General features: G+C 67.3%; 18 protein-coding genes. 7 read left to right on the top strand and 11 right to left on the bottom strand.

Going from position 1 to position 22,269, the window contains the following annotated elements; all coding sequences use genetic code 11:
* Positions 1 to 17: 17 nt before the first annotated feature.
* From ACTIFS_RS05010 to ACTIFS_RS05000, 3 genes are read right to left on the bottom strand one after another with little or no spacing between them, the layout of a single operon-like run.
* On the bottom strand, positions 18 to 935 hold the full coding sequence (locus ACTIFS_RS05010; RefSeq protein WP_439572939.1) for an ABC transporter permease: 918 nt from the start codon (positions 933 to 935) through the stop codon (positions 18 to 20).
* A 3-nt stretch (positions 936 to 938) separates the two neighbouring features.
* The gene (locus ACTIFS_RS05005) at positions 939 to 2,651 is read right to left on the bottom strand and encodes an AMP-binding protein (protein WP_439572938.1); all 1,713 of its coding nucleotides are present in this window, start codon (positions 2,649 to 2,651) and stop codon (positions 939 to 941) included.
* Positions 2,652 to 2,670: 19 nt separating this feature from the next.
* A complete protein-coding gene (locus ACTIFS_RS05000) occupies positions 2,671 to 4,245 on the bottom strand; it encodes an ABC transporter substrate-binding protein (protein ID WP_439572937.1) in 1,575 nt (524 codons plus the stop codon).
* A gap of 247 nt (positions 4,246 to 4,492) precedes the next feature.
* Here ACTIFS_RS05000 and ACTIFS_RS04995 point away from each other — a divergent pair, with 247 nt between their 5' ends.
* Complete coding sequence (locus ACTIFS_RS04995) at positions 4,493 to 5,290, top strand: GntR family transcriptional regulator (protein ID WP_439572936.1); 798 nt, start codon at positions 4,493 to 4,495, stop codon at positions 5,288 to 5,290.
* A 6-nt stretch (positions 5,291 to 5,296) separates the two neighbouring features.
* Here ACTIFS_RS04995 and ACTIFS_RS04990 read toward each other — a convergent pair whose 3' ends face one another.
* On the bottom strand, positions 5,297 to 5,446 hold the full coding sequence (locus tag ACTIFS_RS04990; protein WP_439572935.1) for a hypothetical protein: 150 nt from the start codon (positions 5,444 to 5,446) through the stop codon (positions 5,297 to 5,299).
* A gap of 93 nt (positions 5,447 to 5,539) precedes the next feature.
* Entirely contained in the window at positions 5,540 to 6,208 is a 669-nt protein-coding gene (locus ACTIFS_RS04985) for a TetR/AcrR family transcriptional regulator (RefSeq protein ID WP_439572934.1), read from the bottom strand.
* 170 nt (positions 6,209 to 6,378) lie between these two features.
* Between ACTIFS_RS04985 and ACTIFS_RS04980 the strand changes: the two genes are divergently transcribed.
* From ACTIFS_RS04980 to ACTIFS_RS04955, 6 genes are all read left to right on the top strand, one after another.
* On the top strand, positions 6,379 to 7,251 hold the full coding sequence (locus ACTIFS_RS04980; RefSeq protein WP_439572933.1) for an FAD binding domain-containing protein: 873 nt from the start codon (positions 6,379 to 6,381) through the stop codon (positions 7,249 to 7,251).
* The gene (locus tag ACTIFS_RS04975; protein WP_439572932.1) at positions 7,248 to 7,736 is read left to right on the top strand and encodes a (2Fe-2S)-binding protein; all 489 of its coding nucleotides are present in this window, start codon (positions 7,248 to 7,250) and stop codon (positions 7,734 to 7,736) included. The genes ACTIFS_RS04980 and ACTIFS_RS04975 overlap by 4 nt, the downstream gene beginning before the upstream one ends.
* 3 nt (positions 7,737 to 7,739) lie before the next feature.
* Positions 7,740 to 10,127, top strand: coding sequence for a xanthine dehydrogenase family protein molybdopterin-binding subunit (locus ACTIFS_RS04970; protein WP_439572931.1), 2,388 nt, complete (start codon positions 7,740 to 7,742; stop codon positions 10,125 to 10,127).
* Between the two features lie 76 nt (positions 10,128 to 10,203).
* Positions 10,204 to 11,280: a C4-dicarboxylate TRAP transporter substrate-binding protein gene (locus tag ACTIFS_RS04965; RefSeq protein WP_439572930.1), complete on the top strand. Its 1,077-nt coding sequence runs from the start codon at positions 10,204 to 10,206 to the stop codon at positions 11,278 to 11,280.
* 78 nt (positions 11,281 to 11,358) lie between these two features.
* On the top strand, positions 11,359 to 11,916 hold the full coding sequence (locus tag ACTIFS_RS04960) for a TRAP transporter small permease (protein ID WP_439572929.1): 558 nt from the start codon (positions 11,359 to 11,361) through the stop codon (positions 11,914 to 11,916).
* Between the two features lie 8 nt (positions 11,917 to 11,924).
* The gene (locus ACTIFS_RS04955; protein ID WP_439572928.1) at positions 11,925 to 13,244 is read left to right on the top strand and encodes a TRAP transporter large permease; all 1,320 of its coding nucleotides are present in this window, start codon (positions 11,925 to 11,927) and stop codon (positions 13,242 to 13,244) included.
* Positions 13,245 to 13,456: 212 nt separating this feature from the next.
* Here the strand turns inward: ACTIFS_RS04955 and ACTIFS_RS04950 are convergent, their stop codons facing one another.
* From ACTIFS_RS04950 to ACTIFS_RS04925, 6 genes are all read right to left on the bottom strand, one after another.
* Entirely contained in the window at positions 13,457 to 14,785 is a 1,329-nt protein-coding gene (locus ACTIFS_RS04950; RefSeq protein WP_439572927.1) for an NAD(P)/FAD-dependent oxidoreductase, read from the bottom strand.
* Between the two features lie 264 nt (positions 14,786 to 15,049).
* On the bottom strand, positions 15,050 to 15,955 hold the full coding sequence (locus ACTIFS_RS04945) for a bile acid:sodium symporter (RefSeq protein WP_439572926.1): 906 nt from the start codon (positions 15,953 to 15,955) through the stop codon (positions 15,050 to 15,052).
* Between the two features lie 10 nt (positions 15,956 to 15,965).
* The gene (locus ACTIFS_RS04940; RefSeq protein WP_439572925.1) at positions 15,966 to 17,702 is read right to left on the bottom strand and encodes an AMP-binding protein; all 1,737 of its coding nucleotides are present in this window, start codon (positions 17,700 to 17,702) and stop codon (positions 15,966 to 15,968) included.
* A 196-nt stretch (positions 17,703 to 17,898) separates the two neighbouring features.
* A complete protein-coding gene (locus tag ACTIFS_RS04935; RefSeq protein ID WP_439572924.1) occupies positions 17,899 to 18,459 on the bottom strand; it encodes a GNAT family N-acetyltransferase in 561 nt (186 codons plus the stop codon).
* A gap of 7 nt (positions 18,460 to 18,466) precedes the next feature.
* Positions 18,467 to 20,824, bottom strand: coding sequence for an Orn/Lys/Arg decarboxylase N-terminal domain-containing protein (locus tag ACTIFS_RS04930; protein ID WP_439572923.1), 2,358 nt, complete (start codon positions 20,822 to 20,824; stop codon positions 18,467 to 18,469).
* A 240-nt stretch (positions 20,825 to 21,064) separates the two neighbouring features.
* The gene (locus ACTIFS_RS04925) at positions 21,065 to 21,865 is read right to left on the bottom strand and encodes an ion transporter (RefSeq protein ID WP_439572922.1); all 801 of its coding nucleotides are present in this window, start codon (positions 21,863 to 21,865) and stop codon (positions 21,065 to 21,067) included.
* Positions 21,866 to 22,269 lie beyond the last annotated feature (404 nt).

Raw genomic sequence — 22,269 nt, 5'->3', positions numbered from 1 at the left:
TCGGAGCTTGCACGGCGTCAGTCATTGCGGATCCGCGGATCGACGAAGCCGTAGGAAATGTCGACGAGCAGGTTCGACATGACGAAGAGGATCGAGGAGAACAGCACGCCCGCCTGCACCACGGGGAAGTCGCGCGCGAAAACCGCCTCCACCACCATGCGGCCGATGCCGGGCCAGGCGAAGATCACCTCGACGATGAAGGCGCCACCGAGCATGGCGGCGAAATAGACGCCGAGCATGGTGAGCAGCGGCACGGCGGCATTGCGGAAGGCATATTTCCAGATCAGCAGGCGTTCCGGCGTGCCGAGCGCGCGACTGAGGCGGATGTAGTCGCTCTCCATGACGTCCAGCATGCCCGAGCGGACGATGCGCATCTGGGCGGCGACCGGATACCAGCCGAGCGCGATCGCCGGGAGGATCAGATGCTCCGGTCCGCCGCGGCCGAAGGCCGGCAGCCAGCCGAACGCGACCGCGAAGACCAGGATCAGCATGAGCCCGACCCAGAAGTTCGGCATGGCCTGGCCGAGCATGGCGAGGATGCGGCCGAGGCGGTCGATCCAGCCGCCGCGATAGACGGCGGACAGGATGCCGAGCGGCACGGCGACCGAGACGCTGAACAGGAGCGCTGCAACCGCCAGTTCGATGGTCGCCGGCAGGCGGTCGAGCACCAGGGTCAGCGCGGGCTGCTGCCAGCGGTACGAGGTGCCGAAATCGCCCATCAGCGCGTTGGTGATGAAGATCCAGTATTGCGTCCACAACGGCCGGTCGAGCCCGAGCGAGACCCGCATGGCCTCGATCGCCTCGGGGGGCGCGTCGGGCGGCATCATCAGCGTGATCGGGTCTCCCGAAAGCCGCGAGATCATGAAGATCACGAGGCTGGCGCCGAGGATGCTGACGAGGCCGTTGCCGGCGCGGCGGAGGACGAAGAGCCACATGGTTCAGGCCCCGGCCGTGTCGAGGAGCTTCTTCAGTTCCTCCTTCTTGACCTTGCCGGTGGCGGTCATGGGCAGCGCATCGACGATGCGGAAAGACGGCACCTTGTAGGTGGCCATGTTGGCGGCGCACCAGGCGCGCAGCTCCTCGGCGGAGAGATCGGGCGCGCGCGCGCGATCGACGATGACGAAGGCGAGCGGCACCTGCCCGCGGCGCTCGTCATCGATGCCGATGACGCCCGAGCCGAGGATGGCGGGATGCTGGCCGAGCAGCGCCTCGATCTCCGAGGGGAAGACGCTCATGCCGTTGACCTTGAGCATCTCCTTGCGGCGGCCGAGGAAGTGCAGGTAGCCGTCCTCGTCCAGCATGCCGATGTCGCCGGTGCGGAACCAGCCGTCGCGCAGCGACTCGGCGGTGGCCTCCGGCTTGTTCCAGTAATGGGTGAGCAGCGAGGGCGAGGAGACGACGATCTCGCCCTCGGTGCCGAGCGGCACGATCTCGCCGGTCTCGAAGGAGCAGATGCGGAAGCGCGTGCCGGGCACGGGCAGGCCGACGAAGACGGGCTGGGTCTTCAGGTCCCAGTCGTCCTGCTGCATGCCGAGGGTGAAGGTGTCGTTGGTGTGGGTCTCCGTCATGCCCCAGGCCGCCTCGATCAGCGTGACGCCGGTCAGCGCCTTCCAGCGCCTGCGGAACTCGAGGTTCAGTTTCTTGACGAAGGACGAACAGGTCGTGGTCTTGAGCGAGGTCAGGTCGTAGCGGCCGACATCCGGGTGATCCATCACCTGGACCGCGTTGTCGACGAGCAGACCGGCGGTCTCGACCTTGTAATGATCGACCGCCGCCATCCAGCCCACGGGGTCCCAGCGGGCCATCAGCACCAGCGTCGCGCCGGCGAAGACCGGCACGATCAGGCCGGCATTCTCGCCGGCAATCCAGAACAGCGGCATGAAGTTGACGCGCACCCGGTCCTGCGACTTGCCGCCGTCGCGAGAACAGACGGTGGCGGCGGTGTAGATCATGTGCCGCTGGGTATGGACGCAGCCCTTGGGCATGCCCGTGGTGCCGCCCGTATAGTTGAGGGCCGCAACCGCATCGAGGTCGATCGCGACCTGCGGCGGCGGAGCCTCGACAGCACGCAAAGCGGGCAGGAAGTCGATCGTGTCGGCGCGGGAGACCGGCGGCGCGTCGAGCCCGGCCGGCACGGGAATCGTCGGCCTGGCCGGCAGCATCTCCGCCAGGCTGGTCGAGAAGACCGTGCGGATGCTGGTCCTGGCCTGCACCGCGCGGACCAGCTCGACGAGCGTGTCCTGCGCGATGATGACCGAGGCGTCGGTGTCGTTCAGCTCGTATTCGAGCTCGTGCTCCCGGAACATCGGGTTGACCGGCACATGGACGCAGCCGAGCTTCAGGATGCCGTAGAAGGCGACCACGAATTGCGGGCTGCTCTGCAGGAACACGGCGACGCGGTCGCCGGGCCTGACGCCGTGGCTGTGCAGCAGGGCGGCACAGCGGTCGCTGAGATCGTTCAGCTCGGCATAGGTGATGACCGTGCCGTAGAAGATCAGCGCCGGTTTGTCGGGGGCCTCCGAAGCGCGGCGGCGCAGATAGTCGCCGAGCGGGATCTCGCCGAACGGATAGGTCAGTTCGGGCGAAACCGCCGCCGGCCAGTTGCTGCGCCAGAGTTCCTGTAGCCGCGCGTCGTAGGCTGCCGCATCCATTTCGCTTGCTCCTGCCGGCTCAGCTCTTCAGGCCGATTTCCTGGAGGTTGCGGTAGTAGCCGGGCCACGGCCAGCCCTTGAACGAGACCTTGTCCTTGCGCCAGGCGATGGTGATGAGCGGGCGGTAGGAGGTCAGGCCGCCGAGCACCTCGTCGCGCTTGCGCCGGGCGATCCTGCGCAGCAGGGCCGCACGCTTCTCGCGATCCATGATGCCGCGCTGTTCCTTGACGAGGGCGTCCATCTCCGCGTCCTCGGTGTAGGAGTAGCTGCCCCAGCCCTGGCCGGCCTGGAAGCTGTGCAGGTGGCCGGCCCAGGCCGTGCCCGGATCACCCGGCACGTCGTGCGACCACATCCACGAGATGATGCCGTCCATGTCCGGCGGACCGGACCGGCCGCGGCGGCCGAGATTGATCCAGGCGCCATATTCGAGCTGGACCACGCGGCAGCGGATACCGACCGCCGTCAGATAGGTGGCACAGGCCTCGCCCATCTCCTTGATGTTCGGCTCGCGCGGCGTGGTGAGGTTGTAGAAGGGCGTGTCGAAGCCGTTGGCAAAGCCGGCCTGGCGCAGAAGGTCGCGCGCCTTGCGCGGATCGAAGGGCAAGGGCTTCAGGTCCGGATCGTAGCCCGACGAGCCCTCGCCGATCTCGGCATAGCGCTGGCCCTGGCCGAACAGCACGCGGCGGATGATCGTGTCGAAATTGACCGCATGGGCCGCCGCCTGGCGCACGCGCACGTCCTTGAACGGCGAGTTCGGCATGTGCGTGCCGAAGTTCAGGAACAGGTTGTTGCCGCTGATGACCGATGTCGTCTCGACATCCGGCATTGCCTTGAACTCCTCGACCAGCGCCGGCGGCACCGCGTCGATCCAGTCCACGGCGCCGGTCCTGAAGGCGGCGACGCGCGTCAGGTCCTCGGGGATGAACTTGATGGTGACATTCTTCACGCCTGGGCGGTGATCGCGGTTCCAGTAGTCGTCGAAGGCCTCGAGCTGCATCTCCTCCTTCGGCTTCCAGGAGACGAGCTTCCACGGGCCGGTGCCGACCGGTGCTCGGGCGAAACCCTCCGGGCCGACCTGCTCGAAATAGCGCTTCGGCGTTGCCCAGAGCTGGAGGTAGCGCTCCACATAGACGGCGTCGGGCTGCTTGAAATGCAGGCGGAAGTGGTGGTCGTCGACGATCTCGAAGCGCTCGACATTGGCCTGCAGGTGAGACCAGCGGCTCTGGGCCGGGTCGCGCAGGCGCTGGTAGGAGAACTCGAAATCGGCGGCCGTCAGCGGATCGCCGTTGTGGAACTTCACGCCGCGGCGGATGCGGATGTCGATGATCGGCTTCTCGGCCGTGCCGACAACCTCGTAGCTCTCGGCCAGCCAGTTGCGCATGACACCCGACGGGTCCGGACGGGTGAGCTGTTCGAACAGCTGGCCGACGCCGTAGGTATCGACACCAGCCGAATAGCGAACCGGATCAAGCGTCGTGGGCTCGGCACCGAAGGCGAGGGTCAGACTGCCCTGCGGCGGGGCGCCCTGCGCCCGGAGCGGATGGGACGCGGCAACGAGGGCCGCAGACAGCACGAGGTCGCGCCTGCTCAACATGGCGTTAACTCCCAGGGTTGATGCGCTGTCGTTCTTGTCTGGCCTGAGCCATGCAGCGCGATGCCCCGATCGGACCATCTGCACCCCCTTCTGTCAAACGTTAATTGTTAACAATTGACATGGCCGAACGGGCGATGTTGCATGGGTGGCATGGGCACGGTGGATCGATCGCGTCCGTCACGCTAGATGGTCGGCATCGGTCCGGCGGTGATGATTCCATCGTCGGCGAAGCCTGAACGGATCAAGAATGGTCCTGGAAACGACAGACCGGCCACGCCACACGCCCGGAGAAGGGCGCGGCAGCAATGGCGGGCGCCTGCGCACCCTGCCCGAGCAGATCGCCGAGCAACTCGGGATGGCGATCGTCGAAGGGGCCTATGCCCATGGCGAGCGCATCGTCGAGCAGAAGCTCTCTGACGACTACGGCGTCAGCCGCGGACCCGTGCGCGATGCGCTGAGGGCGCTGGAGACGCGCGGGCTCGTGCGCATCTATCCGCGCCGCGGTGCCTATGCCGTGCCGCTCTCGCTCGACCTGCTCGCCGACATGTTCAACATCCGCGCCCGGCTGCTCGGCCTTGCCGCCTGCTATCTGGCCCGCAGTCGGCCCCCCGCCGGGCTCTCCGACCTGAAGACCCGTGCCGAGGCGCTGGTTGCCGCCGTGGACGACCCGGATATCGGCTCCATGGAATTTGCCATGGCCAACGGCCGGCTGGGAGCCGCGCTGTATCGCCATTGCGGCAGCGACTATCTGGCAGACTTCCTGCGTGACCAGGGCGACCGGTCCATTTGGGGCCTGATCTGGCGACAGCGGCCGCTCGACTTCCTGACGACGGAGCGTCGGCGCGAGTCGGCAACGATCTGGACCGAGGCCAGCCTCGCGATCCACGACGGCAACGAAGCCGCCGCCGAGCGCGCGGTGCAGGCCATCATGTACACGTCGCGCGATCAGGTGATTGCGACGCTCGGCCAGGTTCGCTCGGAAACGGTCAGCCGGCACAAGCTGATCCAGCCTTTCAGCCCCTCTGCGCGGGTCCGGCGCACCTGACCGGCTTCACATCCGCGGCGGCGGCGGAATCGGATCGGTGGGCGGCGGTGGCGGCGCGGGCGGCTGGGGCTGGTCCGGCGTCGGGCCGGGACGCGGCGGCGGCTCGGGCGTCTGGGGCTGCGTGGCGGCAATCAGGTCCGGCTTGGTCTGGCGCATCGGGGTGGCCTCCTGGTTGCCTGACCAACCCCCCACGCGGCCTTGCGTTCCCGAACCGCCATCAGATCGCCGGCCTCTGCCCGATCGCAGCCTTCAGGACGGCCGGAGGCCCGACCGCCGGATCGTTGCCCCGGCATAGGCATCGGCATAGGCGCCGAGGAACCGGTCGATCGCCCGCTCGATGACCGGGGCGAGGTCATCCGGAGTCGGCAACTGGTAGATGAAGCGGCGGATGCCGATGTAAACGATGCCGCCGTGGAGGTTCCAGATGTCCTCCTCGTCCGGTGGGCTGCCGTGGCCGGGCTCGGACAGTTCCTGCAGCAGCGGCACGAGCAGCACGTCGCGCACATGCTCGAGGTAGCGGCGGTTCAGCCGCTCCCCGGCAAGGCCGGAGAACATGAAGATGCGCATCCACTCATAGGTGAAGATCGCGCGGGTATATTCGCCGTAGAAGCGGTTGAGCCGTTCGCGAAGGCTCAGCCTGCGGTCGCGGATCAGATCCTGCCAGCCGGGCGACAACCGGCCGAGATAGACCCGCTCGAACACGGCCTCCACCAGATCCGCCTTGCTGGCGAAATATTTGTAGAGCAGCGCCTGGGTGACGCCGGCGCGCCTGGCGACGTCGCGCGTGGACCCCGACAGGCCGACCTCGGCGAAATGGGCCACCGCCGCGTCGACGATCTCGAGCCGGCGCGCATCCGGCTGAAGGCGTCGGCGCCGCGTTGCCGACGCCCCTGCCTCCGCGCTGCGGTCGCTGTCCATCGCTGTGCCTGTCCTGCCGGTCCGGATCCCGTCTGCCATGGGCCGGTCATGACCGTCCGGCCCGCGACGATCAAGGGCCTTGCATTCAAGCCGATCTTATTTATCGTTCGATCAATAACAATGTGAAAGTGCCGCGCCAAGGCGACGGCACCGCAAGGCGAGGAGAGCCCATGAAGTGGCCGGCGTTCGATTACGTCCGGGTGACGGCGCTCGATGACCTGTGGCCGGCCTGGCAGGCCGCCGGTCCCGAAGCGCGTGTTCTGGCCGGCGGGCAGAGCCTGCTGGCGACGCTGGCGTTCCGTCTTTCCGATCCGCCGGCGCTTCTCGACATCCGCGCCATCGCGGCCCTGAAGGGCATTGTCGACCTCGGCGACCGCCTGCGAATTGGCGCGCTGACGACCCATGCCGAGCTCGGCCGCAACGCGCTCGTCGCCGCCCACGCTCCGATGCTGCACCAGGCGGTGCCGCTGATCGCCCATGCCGCCATCCGCAACCGCGGCACCATCGGCGGCAGCCTGGCGCTGGCCGATCCGGCGGCCGAACTGCCGGCCTGCGCGGTTGCCCTCGATGCGACACTGGTTCTGGTTTCGGCAGCAGGCGAGCGCCGCATCGCGGCCGCTGACTTCTTCCGCGACCTGTTCGAGACCGCGCTGGAGCCCTTCGAGATTCTCGCCGCCATCGAGATCGGCAAGGCGTCCCCAGGGTCCCTCCAGGCAATCGTGGAAACCGTCCGGCGCAGCGGCGACTACGCCATCGCCGGCGTGGCGGTCGCCCTGGCGCTGAACGCGGGCACCATCGCCGATCCCCGCATCGTGTGCTTCGGCGTCGGGTCGCATCCGGTCGCCGCCGCCGGGGCAATGGCGGCGCTCGACGGCCGGCCGCTCGGACCGGAGGCGATCCATGCGGCGCGCGAGGCGCTCCGGGGCGAGCTCGATCCGTCGGCCGACCTGCACGGGCCGGCCGCCCTCAAGCGCCACCTTGCCGGCGTGCTGCTGTCGCGCGCGCTCGCCTCCTTCATGCCTGCCGAGGAGGAGGCCGCGTGACCGCCCCTGTCCCCGTCCGTCTGACCGTCAACGGCGAGCGCGTGGAGCGCCATGTCGAGCCGCGCCGCCATCTCGTCGATTTCCTGCGCCTCGACCTCGGCCTGACCGGCACCCATGCCGGCTGCGAGCATGGCGTGTGCGGCGCCTGCACGGTGCTCGTCGACGGCGAGATCGTGCGCGGCTGCCTCGTCCTTGCGGCCAGTCTCGACGGCGCGAGCGTCGACACGATCGAGGGCCTCGCCGACGAGGGCCGGATCCGCGACCTGCAGGAGGCCTTCATCGCGCGCAACGCCTGCCAGTGCGGCTATTGCACGCCGGGCATGCTGGTAACCGCGACCGATCTGCTGGAAAACGCTCCGACCACCGACCGCGCCGCCATCCGCGAACATCTGTCGGGCAATTACTGCCGCTGCACGGGCTACCAGTCCATCGTCGATGCGGTGGCCGAAGTGGCCGGCCGGCGGCTCGCTGCGCGGGAGGCCTGAGCCATGAGCCATCCCGCAGCCTCCGGCCTGTCCAGCGTCGACCTGCCCAACAGCTATATCGGCCGTTCGGTGCCGCGGCCCAATGCGCGCCGCCTCGTCGAGGGCCGGGCGACCTATACCGACGACGTTGTCCTGCCGCGCATGGTCCACGCGGCTTTCGTCCGCTCGCCGCTCGCGCATGCGCGCATCCGCGCGATCGACGTCGAGGCGGCCCGCGCCGCGCCCGGTGTCGTCCGCGTGTTCACCGGTGCGGACCTTGCCGAGGTCTGCGACCCCTGGGTGGCGGTGCTGGCCCACCTCAAGGGCATGAAGTCGGCGCCGCAGCATGCGCTGCCGCTGGAGCGCGCCACCTGGCTGGGCGAGGCGGTGGTGGCGATCGCGGCCGACAGCGTGGCAGCGGCCGAGGATGCAGCCGCGCTCGTGGTCATCGACTGGGAGCCGCTGCCGGTCCAGGCCGACATGGAAACCGCGCTGGCGCCCGGCGCGGTGGTGATTCATCCCGATCTCGGCGACAATCTGACCTTCACCCGAACCGCCGAGGCAGGCTCCGTGACCGAGGCCTTTGCGGGGGCCCACAAGGTGGTGGAAGCGACCTTCCACACCGCCCGCCACACGGGGGTGACACTCGAGCCGCGCTCGATCGTGGCCGACTACAACCGGGCCGACGGCACGCTCACCGTGCATCATTCGACCCAGGCACCGCACATGATGCAGACGGTTTTTGCAAAGCACCTGCGCATGGCGGAAGGCGACGTGCGGGTCATCTGCAAGGATGTCGGGGGCTCGTTCGGCATCAAGGTTCACGTCTATCCCGACGAGATGGCGGTCGCCGCCATGGCCCGCATTCTTGGCCGGCCGGTGAAATTCGTCGCCGACCGCTACGAGAGCTTCGCCTCGGACATCCATGCCCGCGACCATCGCATCAAGGGGCGGATCGCGGTCGCAGAGGACGGCCGGATCATCGGTTTCGATATCGACGACCTGACCGGCATCGGCCCCTATTCGGTCTATCCGCGCACGAGCGCCATCGAAGGCAACCAGGTCGTCAACCTGTGCGGCGGGCCCTATGCCTTCGACCATTACCGCTGCACGACGACGGTCGTGTTCCAGAACAAGGCCCCGACCTGCCAGTACCGGGCCGTCGGACATCCGATCGCCACGACGGTGACCGAGGGGCTGGTGGATCTGGCTGCCGAAGCCCTCGGCATGGACCCGGTGGACATCCGCCGCCGCAACCTGATCGCGGACGACGCCTATCCCTTCACCTCGCCGTCTGGCATGCGGTTCGAGGGGCTGTCGCACCACAAGGCCCTCGACATGCTGGTGGAGATGGTGGACGTGCCCGGCCGGCGTGCCGAGCAGGCAGCGCTCCGCAAGCAGGGCATCTACCGCGGCCTCGGCATCGCCAGTTTCATCGAACTGACCAATCCCTCGCCGTTCATGTACGGCATCGGCGGCGCGCGCATCTCCGCGCAGGATGGCTGCACCGTGCGCATGGACCCGGACGGATCGGTGGTTGCCATGTCCGGCGTCACCGAGCAGGGCCAGGGCACCGAGGCCATCCTCGCCCAGATCGTCGCCCAGGGCGTCGGCGTCGCCATCGACAAGGTCAAGGTCGTCACCGGCGACACCCGCACCACGCCCTATGGCGGCGGCACCTGGGCATGCCGCGGCGCGGGCATCGGCGGCGAGGCGGCGCTCCAGTCGGCACTGGCCCTGCGCGAGCAGATCCTGACGGTCGCGGCGGCCATGCTGCAGGCAGCGCCCGAAGCGCTCGACATCGTGCTGGGCCATGTCGTCGACAAGGCGAGCGGCGAGCAGCGGCTGGCACTCGCGGAGCTCGGCCGTCTGGTCTATTTCCGCGGCGACACGCTGCCCAAGGACCTCGCCCGCGAATTTGTCCAGACGCGGCACTTCGCCACCAAGGAATTCCCCTTCGCCTTCACCAACGGCATCCAGGCAAGCTGGCTGGAGGTCGATGTCGAGACCGGCATCGTCCGCCTTCTCGATCACTGGGTGGTGGAGGATTGCGGCCGCATCATCAACCCGATGCTGGTCGACGAGCAGGTGCGCGGCGGCGTGGTGCAGGGCATTGGCGGGGCGCTCTACGAGCACTGTGTCTATGACGATCAGGGCCAGCTCCTGACCACCACGCTTGCCGACTATCTCGTGCCCATGGCGGCCGAGATGCCGGACATTCATGTCGGCCATGTCGAGACCCCAACCCTGGAATCGCTGCTCGGCGCCAAGGGCGCGGGCGAGGCCGGAACGGCGGGCGCCCCCGCCGCCATCATGAACGCCATCAACGACGCCCTTCGCCCGTTCGGGGCCAAGGTCTTCGCCCAGCCCTTCACGCCGGACCGCATCCTGCGGGCGCTCGGCCGCTACTGAAACCGCCAAGGCCGGCGGCAGACCGGCTTCCACGACAGGCCCAATGGCCTTTTTGTCATCGAAGGAGGAGACTTCCATGTCCCAGCAGTCCCGTCGACGCTTCATGGCCGGTGCCGCTGGCGCCGCCACCCTGCCCGTCTTCAGCATCCGCGCCAGTGCCCAGCAGGCCATCACCGTGCAGATCGGTGCCAGCCATCCGGTCCAGAACATGTGGGTGGCGGCGATGAAGCAGTCGTTCCAGCCGGAGGTCGACAAGTTCCTGCGCGACAACGGCAACACCCATCGCATCACCTGGCGCGAGGCCTATGGCGGCACGCTCTACAAGTTCCAGGACACGATGGAGGCGGTGCGCGACAACATCGTCGATGTCGGCTTCGTCGGGACGCTCTGGGAAGGCTCGACGATGCCGCTCCAGAACATGACCTATTTCACGCCCTTCTCGGGCGGCGACCATGGCCTGGTGGCCCGCACCTTCGAGATGCTGAACACCGCGGTAGCCCCGCTCCGGGCTTCGTGGAACGGCCTGAACATGGTGCCGCTGGCCTCGATGATCACCGACAGCTACCACCTGTGGACCAATTTCCCGATCCGCTCGCTGGACGACCTGCGCAACCGCAAGATCTCGGCACCGGGCACCTCGGCCAACTGGCTCACCGGAACCGGCGCCACGCCGCTCGATGGGGCGCTGACCACCTACTACACCGACATCCAGACCGGCGTGTCGGAAGGCGCGATCTCGTTCTTCGTCGGCATTCTGCCGACGCGCGTCTACGAGGTCGCCAAATACATCACCAAGGTCGATCTGGGATCGATGTATGTCGGGGCCATCGCGGTCAACCGCGACCGGATGAACCGCTATCCGAAGCCGGTTCAAGACGCCTTCGTGGCGGCCGGCCGCAAGGCGACCGAATGGCACATCGCCGATGTCGCCAGCCGCATCGAGGCCAACGAGAAGGAGATGGTCGCCAAGGGCGCCATCGTCTCGACCCTGGCCGCCGCCGATCGCGAGAAGTGGATCAAGGGCCTGCCGAACATCGGCAAGACCTGGGCGGACTCGGCAGGTCCTGCGTCGCGTGCCATGCTCCGGGCCTATTTCGCGGCCCTGCGGCAGGGCGGGTTCAGCCCGCCCCGCGCCTGGGACGAGGAAGCCTGAGACCGGCGGCCACCGGTCGCTGACAGTTGAACCAGCGGGGGGCCGGCAGCGCCGGCCCCTTCGCCGCGGAAGGTGCCCATGGCGACAGAGTCCGACCCGGCCATCCTTGACGACCGGTCAGCCACGCCGCTCGGCCCGCTGGGCGGCTTCGTCAATGTCGTCGCCGCGATCGGCACGACCTGGACCTTCCTGCTGATGTTCCTGATCGTTGCCGACGTGATCGGGCGGTCCTTCCTGTCCCGGCCGATCACGGGCGTGGCCGAGATCGCCGCCCATTCGATCGTCGCGATCGTGTTCATCCAGCTGGCCGCCACCGTCCATGCCCGCCGCCTGACGCGCGCGGATGTCATGATCGACGCCGTCCGCCTGCGGGCACCCCGGTTCGGCCACCTGATGGAGGCCCTGTTCCTCATCGTCGGGCTGGCCGTGATGGCGCTGATCGCCTGGTCCGGCTGGAAGCCCCTGATGGACGCGCTGCGCGCCAGCGAGTTCTTCGGCGTGCAGGGGCTGTTCACCATCCCGACATGGCCGTTCAGGGCCACCATCGTGTTCGGGGCCACGCTCTCCGCCATCGTCTTTGCCGTCCAGATCGTCGCCGAGCTGCGTCAGGCTGGGGCTGCCTCACCCCGCCGCTGAGGACTTCCATGGATCCCGTCCTCATCGGCCTCATCCTGATCGGCGCCATGTTCGTGCTGATCATTCTCGGCCTGCATATCGGCATCGCCCTGATGGCGCTCGGCGCGGTCGGCGTCTGGCTGATCCGCGACAATCTGGAACTGGCCTTCCGCCTCACCGCGCTGACCACCTATTCCGGCATCCAGGACTATCTGTTCGCCACCATTCCGCTATTCGTCCTGATGGGCCTTCTCGTCTCCATCTCGGATGTCGGCAAGGACACGTTCGATGTCGCCCAGGCGCTGATGAAGCGCATCCGCGGCGGGCTCGGCATGGCGACCGTTGCGGCCAATGCCGTCTTCGCAGCGGTAACCGGCGTCTCCATCGCCTCGGCGGCGGTGTTCACCAAGGTGGCGGTGCCGGAGATGCGCCGCCACGGCTACACTATGCGCTTTGCGACCGGCACCGTGGCGGGGTCATCCATCCTCGGCATGCTGATCCCGCCCTCGCTCTTGATGATCATCTACGGCGTGCTGGCGGAGGTCTCGATCGGCAAGATGTTCGTCGCCGGCATCATTCCTGGCGTCATGATCGCCGTCGGCTTCGCCGTCCTGATCTTCCTGATGGCGCGATATGCGCCGGGCCAGGTCTTCGCCAATCCCGCGATGCCGGACGCGGCCGATGACGGGCCGGACATGAGCGTGCTGGAGATGGCGGGCAAGTCGGTGCCCATCCTGGCGCTGGTGGTGCTCATCCTCGGCGGTCTCTATTCCGGCTATTTCACCCCCACCGAGGCTGGTGGCGTCGGCGCCTTCGGCGCGCTCCTGATCGCGCTCGTTCGCCGCCGGCTCGACCCCGGCCGCCTCTGGCGCCTCCTGACCGAGACGGGCCAGGTGTCGGTGGCGATCCTGTTCCTGCTGATCGCCGCGGGGCTCTATTCGCGCATGCTGTCGCTGGCGGGAATCCCCAATGCGATCTCCGACCTCGTCACCGAGCTCGGCCTTGGCCCCTACGGCTTCCTGCTGATCTATGTCGCGATCATCATCGTGCTCGGGATGATCCTCGATTCCTCGTCTATCCTGCTCATCATGGTGCCGATCGCCGCACCCATCGCGCAGGGCTTCGGCTTCGACCTGATCCATTTCGGCATCATCACGATCATCGCGGTGGAGGCCGGGCTGCTCACGCCACCGTTTGGAATATCCGTCTTCACCGTCAAGGCGACATTGGCGGACAGGACCGGCATCGAGGAGATTTTTGCCGGTGCCCTGCCCTTCCTCGGGATCATGCTGCTGGCACTGGTCGCCATCGCCGCCATGCCCTGGCTGACGCTGGCCCTGGTCAACTGACGCCGCGTCCGGCCCCGGACGGCAGGCCAGCCCGTCCCGGGGTTCCTCAGAACCGGCCCGGAATGTGGAAACGCAGCCCTCTCCACCGTCATGGCCGGGCTTGTCCCGGCCATCCACGACTTGAACACGACCGAAAACGATAAGTCATGGATACCCGGCACAAGGCCGGGCATGACGAAGTCGGCATCGCCAACCCTTTTTCGGCCAGCCTCTCAGAACAGGCCGACCGGGGCGAGCGGGCGGCCGTCCACCAGCCGCTGGTAGGTGTAGGCCGCCGGGTCGATCAGCGGCGGGTCGCCCGTCACGATGTCGGCGGCCAGCCGGCCGGCGGCGGGCCCGATGCCGAACCCATGCCCGGAAAAGCCGGTGGCGAGGAAGAAGCCCGGCAGCGTGTCGACGGCCGAGATGATCGGGATCGTGTCCGGGGTCGAATCGATGGTTCCGCCCCAGGCTTCCGCGATGCGGATATCCTTGAGCTCCGGGCTGGAGGCGATGAGGGCGGCCAGCCCCTCCTCGACCAGCGCCATGTCGGGCGCGGGATCGCGCACCCGTTCGGCCTCGAAGGGCGAGGGCCTGTCGAGGCTCCAGTTGGCCCCGCGCATGAGCTGGTCGAAGAACGCCCGGCCGAATGCGATCTTCAGGCCCTTCCGGCGTTGGCGATAGGTCGGCAGGAAGGTGCGGGCGTAGCGGATGAGGTCGGGCGTCAGTTCCACCGTTCCGCGCCCGCGCAGGGCCAGCGTGAAGCCGCCGTCGAGCCGCCGCCGGATGCAGTAGAAGTCGGTGCCGAGCGCGCCTTCGGTGATCTCCGGACCCGGTGTCGTGCGGCAGGCCGTGGCATTCACAAGGCCGATCGGCAGGTCGATGCCGTGGCGCCGGCAGAACAGCGACGACCACGCCCCGCCGGCGAGCAGCACCGAGGACGTGCGGATCGTTCCCTTCTCGGTGACGACGCCGCTGACCCGCCCGCCAGCGGTCTCCAGACCGCGCGCCGCGCAGCCCTGGTGAAGGGTGACGCCGCGCTTGCGGGCGGCATGGGCGAGCGCGGGAACCGCCATCGAGGGCTCGGCCCGCCCGTCGCTCGGCGTGTAGAGCCCGCCGACCCAGTCGTCGGCGAGGCCGGGCTGGCGCTCGCGCACCTCGGCCGGCGTGAGCACGGTGGAATGGACCTGCTGCTCGCGCGCGATCACCGCCCATTTCTCCCAGGCCGCGAGTTCCTCCGAATTGCGGGTCAGGAACAGGATGCCGGTGCGCCGGAAGCCGGCATCGCGGCCCGCCTCGGCCTGCATCTCCTCCCACAGGCGCAACGCCTCGCGCGCCAGCGGGATCTCGGCCCGCGCCCGCCCCTGCTGGCGGCACCAGCCCCAGTTGCGGCTCGACTGTTCGCAGCCGACATGGCCCTTCTCGACGAGCGCCACCGCATGGCCCTTGCGGGCAAGCTGGTAGGCCGCCGAGATGCCGATGACGCCGCCGCCGATGACCACGACATCCGCTTGGGACGGCAGGCTGGCATCGCTGTCGATGCGGTCAAGGGGCGGGGACATGGGGGCTCCTGCGATGCGCGGCAGCGCGGTGGTCATGGGATGCGGCGGCGTGGGCAGGGTCCCGCCGGGCCTGGCCCGAGAGCACCGGACAGACCCGGCGCAGGACGATGGCCGGAGCGGCGGATGCCCAATCGGCGCGGACAGAACCATCCTCTTCCGCCGTCAGCAACACGGATCTCTGCCGGGGGTGCCATGCCGAACCCACCGGCAACACGATGCATCGACACCGGCACCAAAGGCGCCGTCGTCATGCGGCCGCGCCGGTCAGCCGTCGGTGCGCACCTTGGCGGCATCGCGCGCAAGCGCCTCGGTGGTGGCCATTCTCCGGTACCAGATCGTGACGAGAGACGAGGTGATCACGATGAACAGGCTGTAGAGAACCGGGATGAACAGCACCTCCTGCTGCTGCACGCCGGTGAAGGTAAGGGTGATGACCAGCACCGCCAGCGGACCGTTCTGGATGCCTGTCTCGAGTGAGATGGTGCGGGCGCGGTTGGAGTCCTGCCGGAGCGCGCGCGCCAGCAAGTAGCCGAGCAGCATCCCCGTCAGCCCGATGCCGATCACCGCCACATAGACCGGCAGACCCGTGTCCAGAAGCATCTGATAATTGCGCGGCACCCACGAGGCGACCAGGAACAGGATCACCACGACACCCAGCAGCGAGCCGATCAGCTCGACGGTGGCGCCGATATTGGCGTTGACCTTGCGCAGGATCATGCCGATCACGGTCGGCACCAGCAGGACGACCAGAACCTGGGCCACATTGCCGGCGGGGATCACGTAATTGCCGGTCACACCGGCCAGGTTGCTGTAGAAGCTCAGCAGCAGGGGCACCATGATCACGGCGACCAGGGTCGAGACCGAGGTCATCATGATCGACAGCGCCAGCACACCCTTCGAGAAATAGGCGAAGATGTTGCTGGTGGTGCCCCCCGGCATGCAGCCGATCAGCACCAGCCCCACCACCATCGGCGTCGGCAGGCCGAGCGCCATGGCCAGGGTGAAGCCGAGCAGCGGCATGATCAGATATTGCGACGTCAGCCCGACCAGGATGCCCTGGGGCTTGCGGAACGCGATCAGGAAGTCGCGCCAGGTCATCGACGCCCCCATGCCCAGCATGATGACCATCATCATGACGCCGAGCAGGGTGGTCTCCAGTTCCGTCAACATTGGCGACCCCTCACTTGGCGAATTCGGCGCGCACTTCGGACTTCAGATCCTTGCGGAGGATCTTGCCGATGGGCGATTTGGGCAGCTCGTCGCGCAGAACGATGGATTTCGGCACCTTGTAGTCGGTCAGCAGACCCTTGCAGTGCCGAAGGATGTCGTCCTTGGTCAGCTCGCCGGCGAAGTCCGGATTCTTGACCACATAGGCCCGAACGGCCTCGCCGGATCTGGCATCCGGGATCGCCACCACGGCGGCCTCAAGGACCGCCTCCATCTTGGCCAGGGCATCCTCGACCTCGTTGGGATAGACGTTGAAGCCCGAGACGAGCACCAGGTCCTTCTTGCGGTCGACGATCTTCAGGAAGCCGTCGGCATCCATCACCGCCACGTCGCCGGTATAGAGCCAGCCGTTCCGCAGCGTCTGGCCGGTTTCCTCCGGTCGCTGCCAGTAGCCCAGCATCACCTGCGGTCCGCGCACGATCAGTTCGCCCGGCTGGCCGGGAGCGACCGGCTTGCCATCGTCGTCCACGAGCAGCACGTCGCAGCCGGGAACCGGCACCCCGATGGAGCCGCTCTTCGCGCGGTCGTCAAGCGGGTTGAAGCTGACCAGCGGCGAGCTTTCCGTCAGCCCGTAGCCTTCAGCGATCTGCGTACCGGTGATCACGCGCCAGCGCGTCGCCACGGCCTCGTGCAGGGCGGTGCCGCCGGCAATGGCGGCACGCAATTGCCTGGGCGGATAGGTGGTGAACCACTCCTCGTTCATCAGCCCGTTGAACAGGGTGTTGACCCCCGTGATCCAGGTGACCGGATAGTTCTCGATCGCGCGCTGGAGGGACTGCACCGGGCGCGGTGACGGGATCAGGATGTTGCGGGCGCCCGCCTCGAAGAAGGCCATCAGGTTCGCCGTGAATGCGAAGATGTGATAGAGGGGGAGCGCCGTCAGCACGCAGTCGTCGCGCGCCATCATTCCCCCCGACATCGCCTGAACCTGCGTCAGATTGGCGAGGATATTGCCGTGCGAGAGCATCGCGCCCTTGGCGACGCCGGTGGTGCCGCCCGTATATTGCAGCAGCGCCAGATCGTCAGGCTTCGTGCCCTGCCAAAGCGCGCCGACATCGCCGGAACGCGCCTCGCCCCTGGCGAGTGCCTCGCGCAGGCGGAGCGTCGCCACCGGAAGGGCTGGAACCGGCGGCAGCACGCGGCTCCACACCTTCTGCACCCCGCGCACGATGATCCCGGGCAGCAAGGGAAAGAACTCCGACACCCCGGCCAGGACCACCGTCTGGATGCCGGTCTGCGGCACCACCTCGGCCAGCTTGTCGGCGAACATGTCCACGATCACCAGCGCCTTGGCACCGGAATCGTTGAACTGGTGGATCATCTCGGAGGGGGTGTAGAGCGGGTTGGTGTTGACCAGCACGCAGCCGGCCTTGAACACGCCGAAGGCCACGACGGGATAGGGCAGACCATTGGGCAGTTGCACCGCCACGCGGTCGCCGGCACGCAGGCCGCAATCGTGGTGCAGGAAGGCGGCAAAGGCGTCCGACATCCGGCCGATCTGGGCATAGGTCAGGGTGCCGTTCATGCCGTTCGGCACGACGCAGGTGAAGGCTTTGCGCGTGCCATGCGCTTCGGTCGCCTGATGCACCAGATCCGCCAGACTGCGGTATCGGGCCGGCGGCAATTCGTGCGGAATGCTGCTGCCATAGGATGCCAGCCACGGGCGTGGCGGGCTCGCTGGATCGGTCATGTTCCCTCCGGCTGCGTCTGTGCCGACGCTTGCTGTTCGACTGAACCTACGCGATGTCGCACGCGTGTAAAATCGTCTTCCTGAACAGTCCCGCCCTGATTTCGCGGTCACGGGCCGCGCCGCGCGGAGAGATGCGCCGCGGACGGTCACGGCAGACCCTGCCTGACCGGTTCCACGCCATTCAGGGACTGAACAGCTAGCGGCGCGACAGGGGAGGAGGCGGCGGAGGGGTCGAGGTACCCGGCCCGAGCGACCGCTGCACCATGACGCTGTCTGCCCAGCGCCCGTAGCGATAGGCGACGCCGGGCAGATGGGCGACGCGCCGGAAGCTGAAGGACTCGTGCAGGCCGAGCGAAGCGGCATTGTCGGCATCGACATAGCCAATCATCTGCCGGAAGCCGGCGGCCGCGCAGGCATCGATCAATGCCTTCAGCAGCGCCTTGCCGATGCCCTGGCCGAGATGATCGTGATGCACATAGATCGAATGCTTGACGGTGTGGCGATAGGCCGGCCGTTTGCGGAACAGCACGACATAGGCATAGCCGACGACGCGATCGTCGATGGTTGCGGCAAGGTGCGGATAGCGCCGGTTGCGCAGGTTCTTTCGCCTGTCCCGCAGATCATCCGGCTCCAGGGTCTCCGCATCGTCGACCCCCTCCTCCACCCCGCGCCGGATGTGATGGCGGTAGATCGCCAGCATGTCCTCGACATCGCTGTCGCGCGACGGCCTGACGGCGATGCGAGCGGGCTCGGCCATGACGGGCTTACTCCACCGCGACATAGGTGTGGAGGCGGATGCGCCCGGTCTCGTCGATCTCGCGATAGACGCCCTGGATCTCGACCTCGAAGCCAGGGAATGTGTTGAACGCGGTCTCGAACATCTTGAGATAGTCGATCATCGGCTGCGCCTTCCGGGTCAGGCGCTCGCCCGGCACCACGGTCGCGATCCCGGGCGGATAGACGACGAAGGGCGTCGTCGCGATGCGCCCGGCTATCGCGTCGATCGGCAGGTAGTCGACATCGTTGCGCACCAGACAGCGGGCGGCATCGTGGGGCGACATCGCCATGTCGGGCAGGTGCTCGAGCGAGAACTGCCGGGCCTGCAGGCTGCTCACGTCGGCTTCGCGGAAGAAGCGGTGCATGTCCGCGCACAGGTCGCGCAGGCGCACGCCGGCATAGCGATGCGGCCGCCGCCGGAAGAATTCGGGAATCGCCTCCTCGATGGTGACGTTGTCGTCGTGCAGCCGCTTGAAGGCGACGAGCCCGCTGACGAGGGTGCCGGCCTTGCTGGCCTCGACGCCGGGCGTCAGCAGGAACAGCAGCGAGTTGAGGTCGTTCTTCTCGGGGACGATGCGGTTCTCGCGCAGGAACTGCGCGACGACCGGCGCGGGAATTCCATGGTCGGCATAGGCACCCGTCGCGCGGTCGAAGCCGGGCGTCAGCAGCGTCAGCTTGTTGGGATCGGTGATGGCGAAACCCTTCGCCATGTCGGGAAAGCCATGCCAGTTCGCGTCCGGCGCCAGCTCCCAGTACGAGGGGTCGGCGACAAGCTGGTCTGTGCTGATCGATTCCCATGGGACGTCGTGGAACGCGCCCTGGCGGGCCGCATCCGGGATGGCGACCCGGTCCGGCACGAAGGGCTCGAAGAACCAGCGCCGCTCAGGCCGCTGCTCCTTCTCCTCGAACTCACGCCTGATCGCCCGGATCTTCTTGCGCAGCTCGATGCCCAGGCGGATCGTGTCGTCCCACAGGACCACGCCGGAGCGGCCCTTCATCATCTGCGCGCCCACGTCGAGCGAGGCGAACAAGGGATAGAAGGGCGAGGTCGAGGCGTGCTGCATGAAGCTCTCGTTGAACCGGCGATGCTCGACGCGCCGCTTCTGGCCCTTGATGTGCCTGTCCTTGATGTGGATCTGCGAGGCCTGGGAGAAGCTGGCAAGCTGCTTGTGCGTCGACTGCGTTGCGATGATGCCTGGCGCATCCGGCCCGAGCTCGCCGAGCCCCATGGCGAAGCGGCCGGCATAGAGCGGGTGGAACTTCATGAAGCCCGCCCAGGCCTCGTCGAACAGGATGTAGTCGCAAAGGTGTCCGATACGCCTGAGGATCATCTCGGCGTTGTGGATCGTGCCGTCATAGGTGCATTGCTCGACGACCGCCACGCGGAACGGCCGCGGCTTCCTCCAGGCCTCCGGGTCCTTGACCAGCGGATGGGTGCGGATGCGCTCCCGCAGGGCGTCCTCGTCGAAGGCCTTGTGGCACATGGGGCCGATCAACCCCCAGGCGTTGCGGGCTGTCGGGAGGTAGACGGGAATGCCGCCCGCCATCATCAGCGCGCCATGATGGGCGGCCTTGTGATTGTTGCGGTCGAACAGGACGAGGTCGCCATCCGTGACGAGGGCGCCGAGCGCGATCTTGTTGGAGGAGGACGTGCCGTTCAGCACGAAATAGGTCTTCTCAGCGCCGAAGATCTTGGCCGCTTCCTTCTGCGCATGCAGCGCGGGACCCTCATGGGTCAACAGATCGCCGAGGTCGAGCACGGAATTGTCGAGATCGTCCCGGAATATGGCTTCGCCGAGGTGCTCCATGAACACGCGGCCGATCGGGCTGCGGCTGTAGAACACGCCGCCATTGTGGCCCGGGCAGGTCCAGAGCTGGTTGCCCTCCTCGGCATAGTCGACGAGCTGGCCGAAGAACGGCGTCTTGAGCGTCTCGGCATATTGCTTCAGCCGGCTGATCAGGTTCTTCGCAATGAAGGCCGGCGTCTCCTCCGAGAGAAAGACATAGCCGTCGATGAAGTCGAGCACCTCGACAGGCAGGTCCTCGAAGCGCTTGCGGCGGATCAGCAGGATGATCGGGAAGTCGAGGCCGCGCCGGCGCATCAGGTTGATGAGCCCCGAGGTCCGGCCCTCCAGGCCCTTCTTGCCCCAGTCGACCACCATGCAGCCGATGGCGGCGTCCGTCTGAACGGCGATTTCCGCGTCTTCCAGCTTGGGCGCCTTGACCACCTCGAAGCCGGAACGCTCGATCTCGTCGACGATCTGGTGGAAGCGCTGGCCCTCCAGATCGCCTTCGTCAAAGGCGGGTGTCGCGAACAGGAAGTTGAAACGCTTGAAGTAGTCCATGTCGCTGATGCTCCGGCCCGCGGGATGTGTCGACGCCTTTTGTGACGAGAGGGTGACGCCGACGGCGAGGCTGCCAGATCACCGATGAAGTGCCTTTGTCCGAGGGTCCTTTTGCGCGAAGGTCGGGCGGGCCTGTCGGCGTGCCCCGCGACAGTGACCCCCCGCTTCCATCCAGCCTTGCGGACGCTCCAGCGCCTGGATTGATCCGCCCGGACGACCTGAGCGACCGACGACGTCGGCTCAGCCCTTGCTCGCGCCCGGCAGGCTTTCACGCAAGGCCTGCATCTCGGCACGCAGCCTGACCATCTCGTCGACGATCAACGCTTGCTCGTTCTGCACCTTGTCGCGCTCGGTGGCGGCAATTTCGTCGTGCTCCGCCTGCATGGCCGAGACGACGACGCCAATGAACAGGTTGAGGACCGTGAAGGTGGTGCAGGCGATGAACGGAATGAAGAACGCCCAGGCCCACGGATAGGCTTCCATGACGGGGCGCACGATGCCCATCGACCAGCTTTCCAGCGTCATGATCTGGAACAGCGTGTAGGCCGACGCGCCGATGCTGCCGAACCATTCGGGAAACCGGTCGCCGAACAGCTTGGTCGCCATCACGGAGAAGACGTAGAAGACCAGCAGGAGCAGCACGAGGATGGATCCCATGCCCGGCAATGCGCCAAGCAGCCCGCCGACGACCTTGCGCAGCGAGGGGACGCCGCTGACCAGCCGCAGCACGCGCAGCACCCGAAGCGCACGCAACACCGAGAACGCGCCCGTTGTCGGGACCAGCGCAATGCCGACGACCACGAGGTCGAAGATCCGCCATGGGCTGCGGAAGAACTCGAGACGGTAGACAATCAGCTTGGCCACGAGTTCGGCGACGAAGACGGCGAGGATGACCCTGTCCACGGCCATCAGCAGCCAGCCGAAACGGGCCATGACCGCATCGGATGTTTCAAGACCGAGCGTGATGGCGTTGATGATGATCAACACCATGACGGCCCGTTCAAACCGGGCGGATTCGATGAGAGCCTTGAGCGCGTTCATGTGCGGGTCTGGTCGTGTGAGGTGAGGACGGGAGCCGCGATATAGCGCCTTGCACCGGGTTTTGCATCGCCGAAGATCACCGTCCGTGCAACACGAGATGCCCCATTGGGGATGTGTCCTGGTGGGGAGCGCGCTGCAAGAAGGGCCTGGCTTGTTGGTAGCCCGAGGTCAGACGTTGGTCCCGCTGCTTCCTTGCCCTCCCGCCGCAAGGTGAAGGGCTTTTTCCCGCGCGACGTTTCGGTGAACTGGAGGCGCATCATGCGGGAGCTTCGGGGATGCCAGTTGCCAACCCGGGCGGTGAAAGGATGGACGCGGCCAGCGCGAAGCGCGGCCCTGGATATCGCTGCGCGAAAGATCGCTACGCCGTCTCACACATCGGACGATGCGGACGAAATCGTGAGCGA

Source organism: Phreatobacter sp. (assembly GCF_051860605.1).
GTDB lineage: Bacteria > Pseudomonadota > Alphaproteobacteria > Rhizobiales > Phreatobacteraceae > Phreatobacter.
The sequence above is the reverse complement of the archived record's forward strand: the minus strand, read 5'-3'. Positions and strand labels throughout refer to the sequence as shown.

Excerpts from the sequence above, each read along its gene's own strand:
- ACTIFS_RS05010 (WP_439572939.1), bottom strand. The coding sequence starts at position 935 with ATGTGGCTCTTCGTCCTCCGCCGCGCCGGCAACGGCCTCGTCAGCATC.
- ACTIFS_RS05005 (WP_439572938.1), bottom strand. The coding sequence starts at position 2,651 with ATGGATGCGGCAGCCTACGACGCGCGGCTACAGGAACTCTGGCGCAGC.
- ACTIFS_RS05000 (WP_439572937.1), bottom strand. The coding sequence starts at position 4,245 with ATGTTGAGCAGGCGCGACCTCGTGCTGTCTGCGGCCCTCGTTGCCGCG.
- ACTIFS_RS04995 (WP_439572936.1), top strand. The coding sequence starts at position 4,493 with ATGGTCCTGGAAACGACAGACCGGCCACGCCACACGCCCGGAGAAGGG.
- ACTIFS_RS04990 (WP_439572935.1), bottom strand. The coding sequence starts at position 5,446 with ATGCGCCAGACCAAGCCGGACCTGATTGCCGCCACGCAGCCCCAGACG.
- ACTIFS_RS04985 (WP_439572934.1), bottom strand. The coding sequence starts at position 6,208 with ATGGACAGCGACCGCAGCGCGGAGGCAGGGGCGTCGGCAACGCGGCGC.
- ACTIFS_RS04980 (WP_439572933.1), top strand. The coding sequence starts at position 6,379 with ATGAAGTGGCCGGCGTTCGATTACGTCCGGGTGACGGCGCTCGATGAC.
- ACTIFS_RS04970 (WP_439572931.1), top strand. The coding sequence starts at position 7,740 with ATGAGCCATCCCGCAGCCTCCGGCCTGTCCAGCGTCGACCTGCCCAAC.
- ACTIFS_RS04965 (WP_439572930.1), top strand. The coding sequence starts at position 10,204 with ATGTCCCAGCAGTCCCGTCGACGCTTCATGGCCGGTGCCGCTGGCGCC.
- ACTIFS_RS04960 (WP_439572929.1), top strand. The coding sequence starts at position 11,359 with ATGGCGACAGAGTCCGACCCGGCCATCCTTGACGACCGGTCAGCCACG.
- ACTIFS_RS04955 (WP_439572928.1), top strand. The coding sequence starts at position 11,925 with ATGGATCCCGTCCTCATCGGCCTCATCCTGATCGGCGCCATGTTCGTG.
- ACTIFS_RS04950 (WP_439572927.1), bottom strand. The coding sequence starts at position 14,785 with ATGTCCCCGCCCCTTGACCGCATCGACAGCGATGCCAGCCTGCCGTCC.
- ACTIFS_RS04945 (WP_439572926.1), bottom strand. The coding sequence starts at position 15,955 with ATGTTGACGGAACTGGAGACCACCCTGCTCGGCGTCATGATGATGGTC.
- ACTIFS_RS04940 (WP_439572925.1), bottom strand. The coding sequence starts at position 17,702 with ATGACCGATCCAGCGAGCCCGCCACGCCCGTGGCTGGCATCCTATGGC.
- ACTIFS_RS04935 (WP_439572924.1), bottom strand. The coding sequence starts at position 18,459 with ATGGCCGAGCCCGCTCGCATCGCCGTCAGGCCGTCGCGCGACAGCGAT.
- ACTIFS_RS04930 (WP_439572923.1), bottom strand. The coding sequence starts at position 20,824 with ATGGACTACTTCAAGCGTTTCAACTTCCTGTTCGCGACACCCGCCTTT.
- ACTIFS_RS04925 (WP_439572922.1), bottom strand. The coding sequence starts at position 21,865 with ATGAACGCGCTCAAGGCTCTCATCGAATCCGCCCGGTTTGAACGGGCC.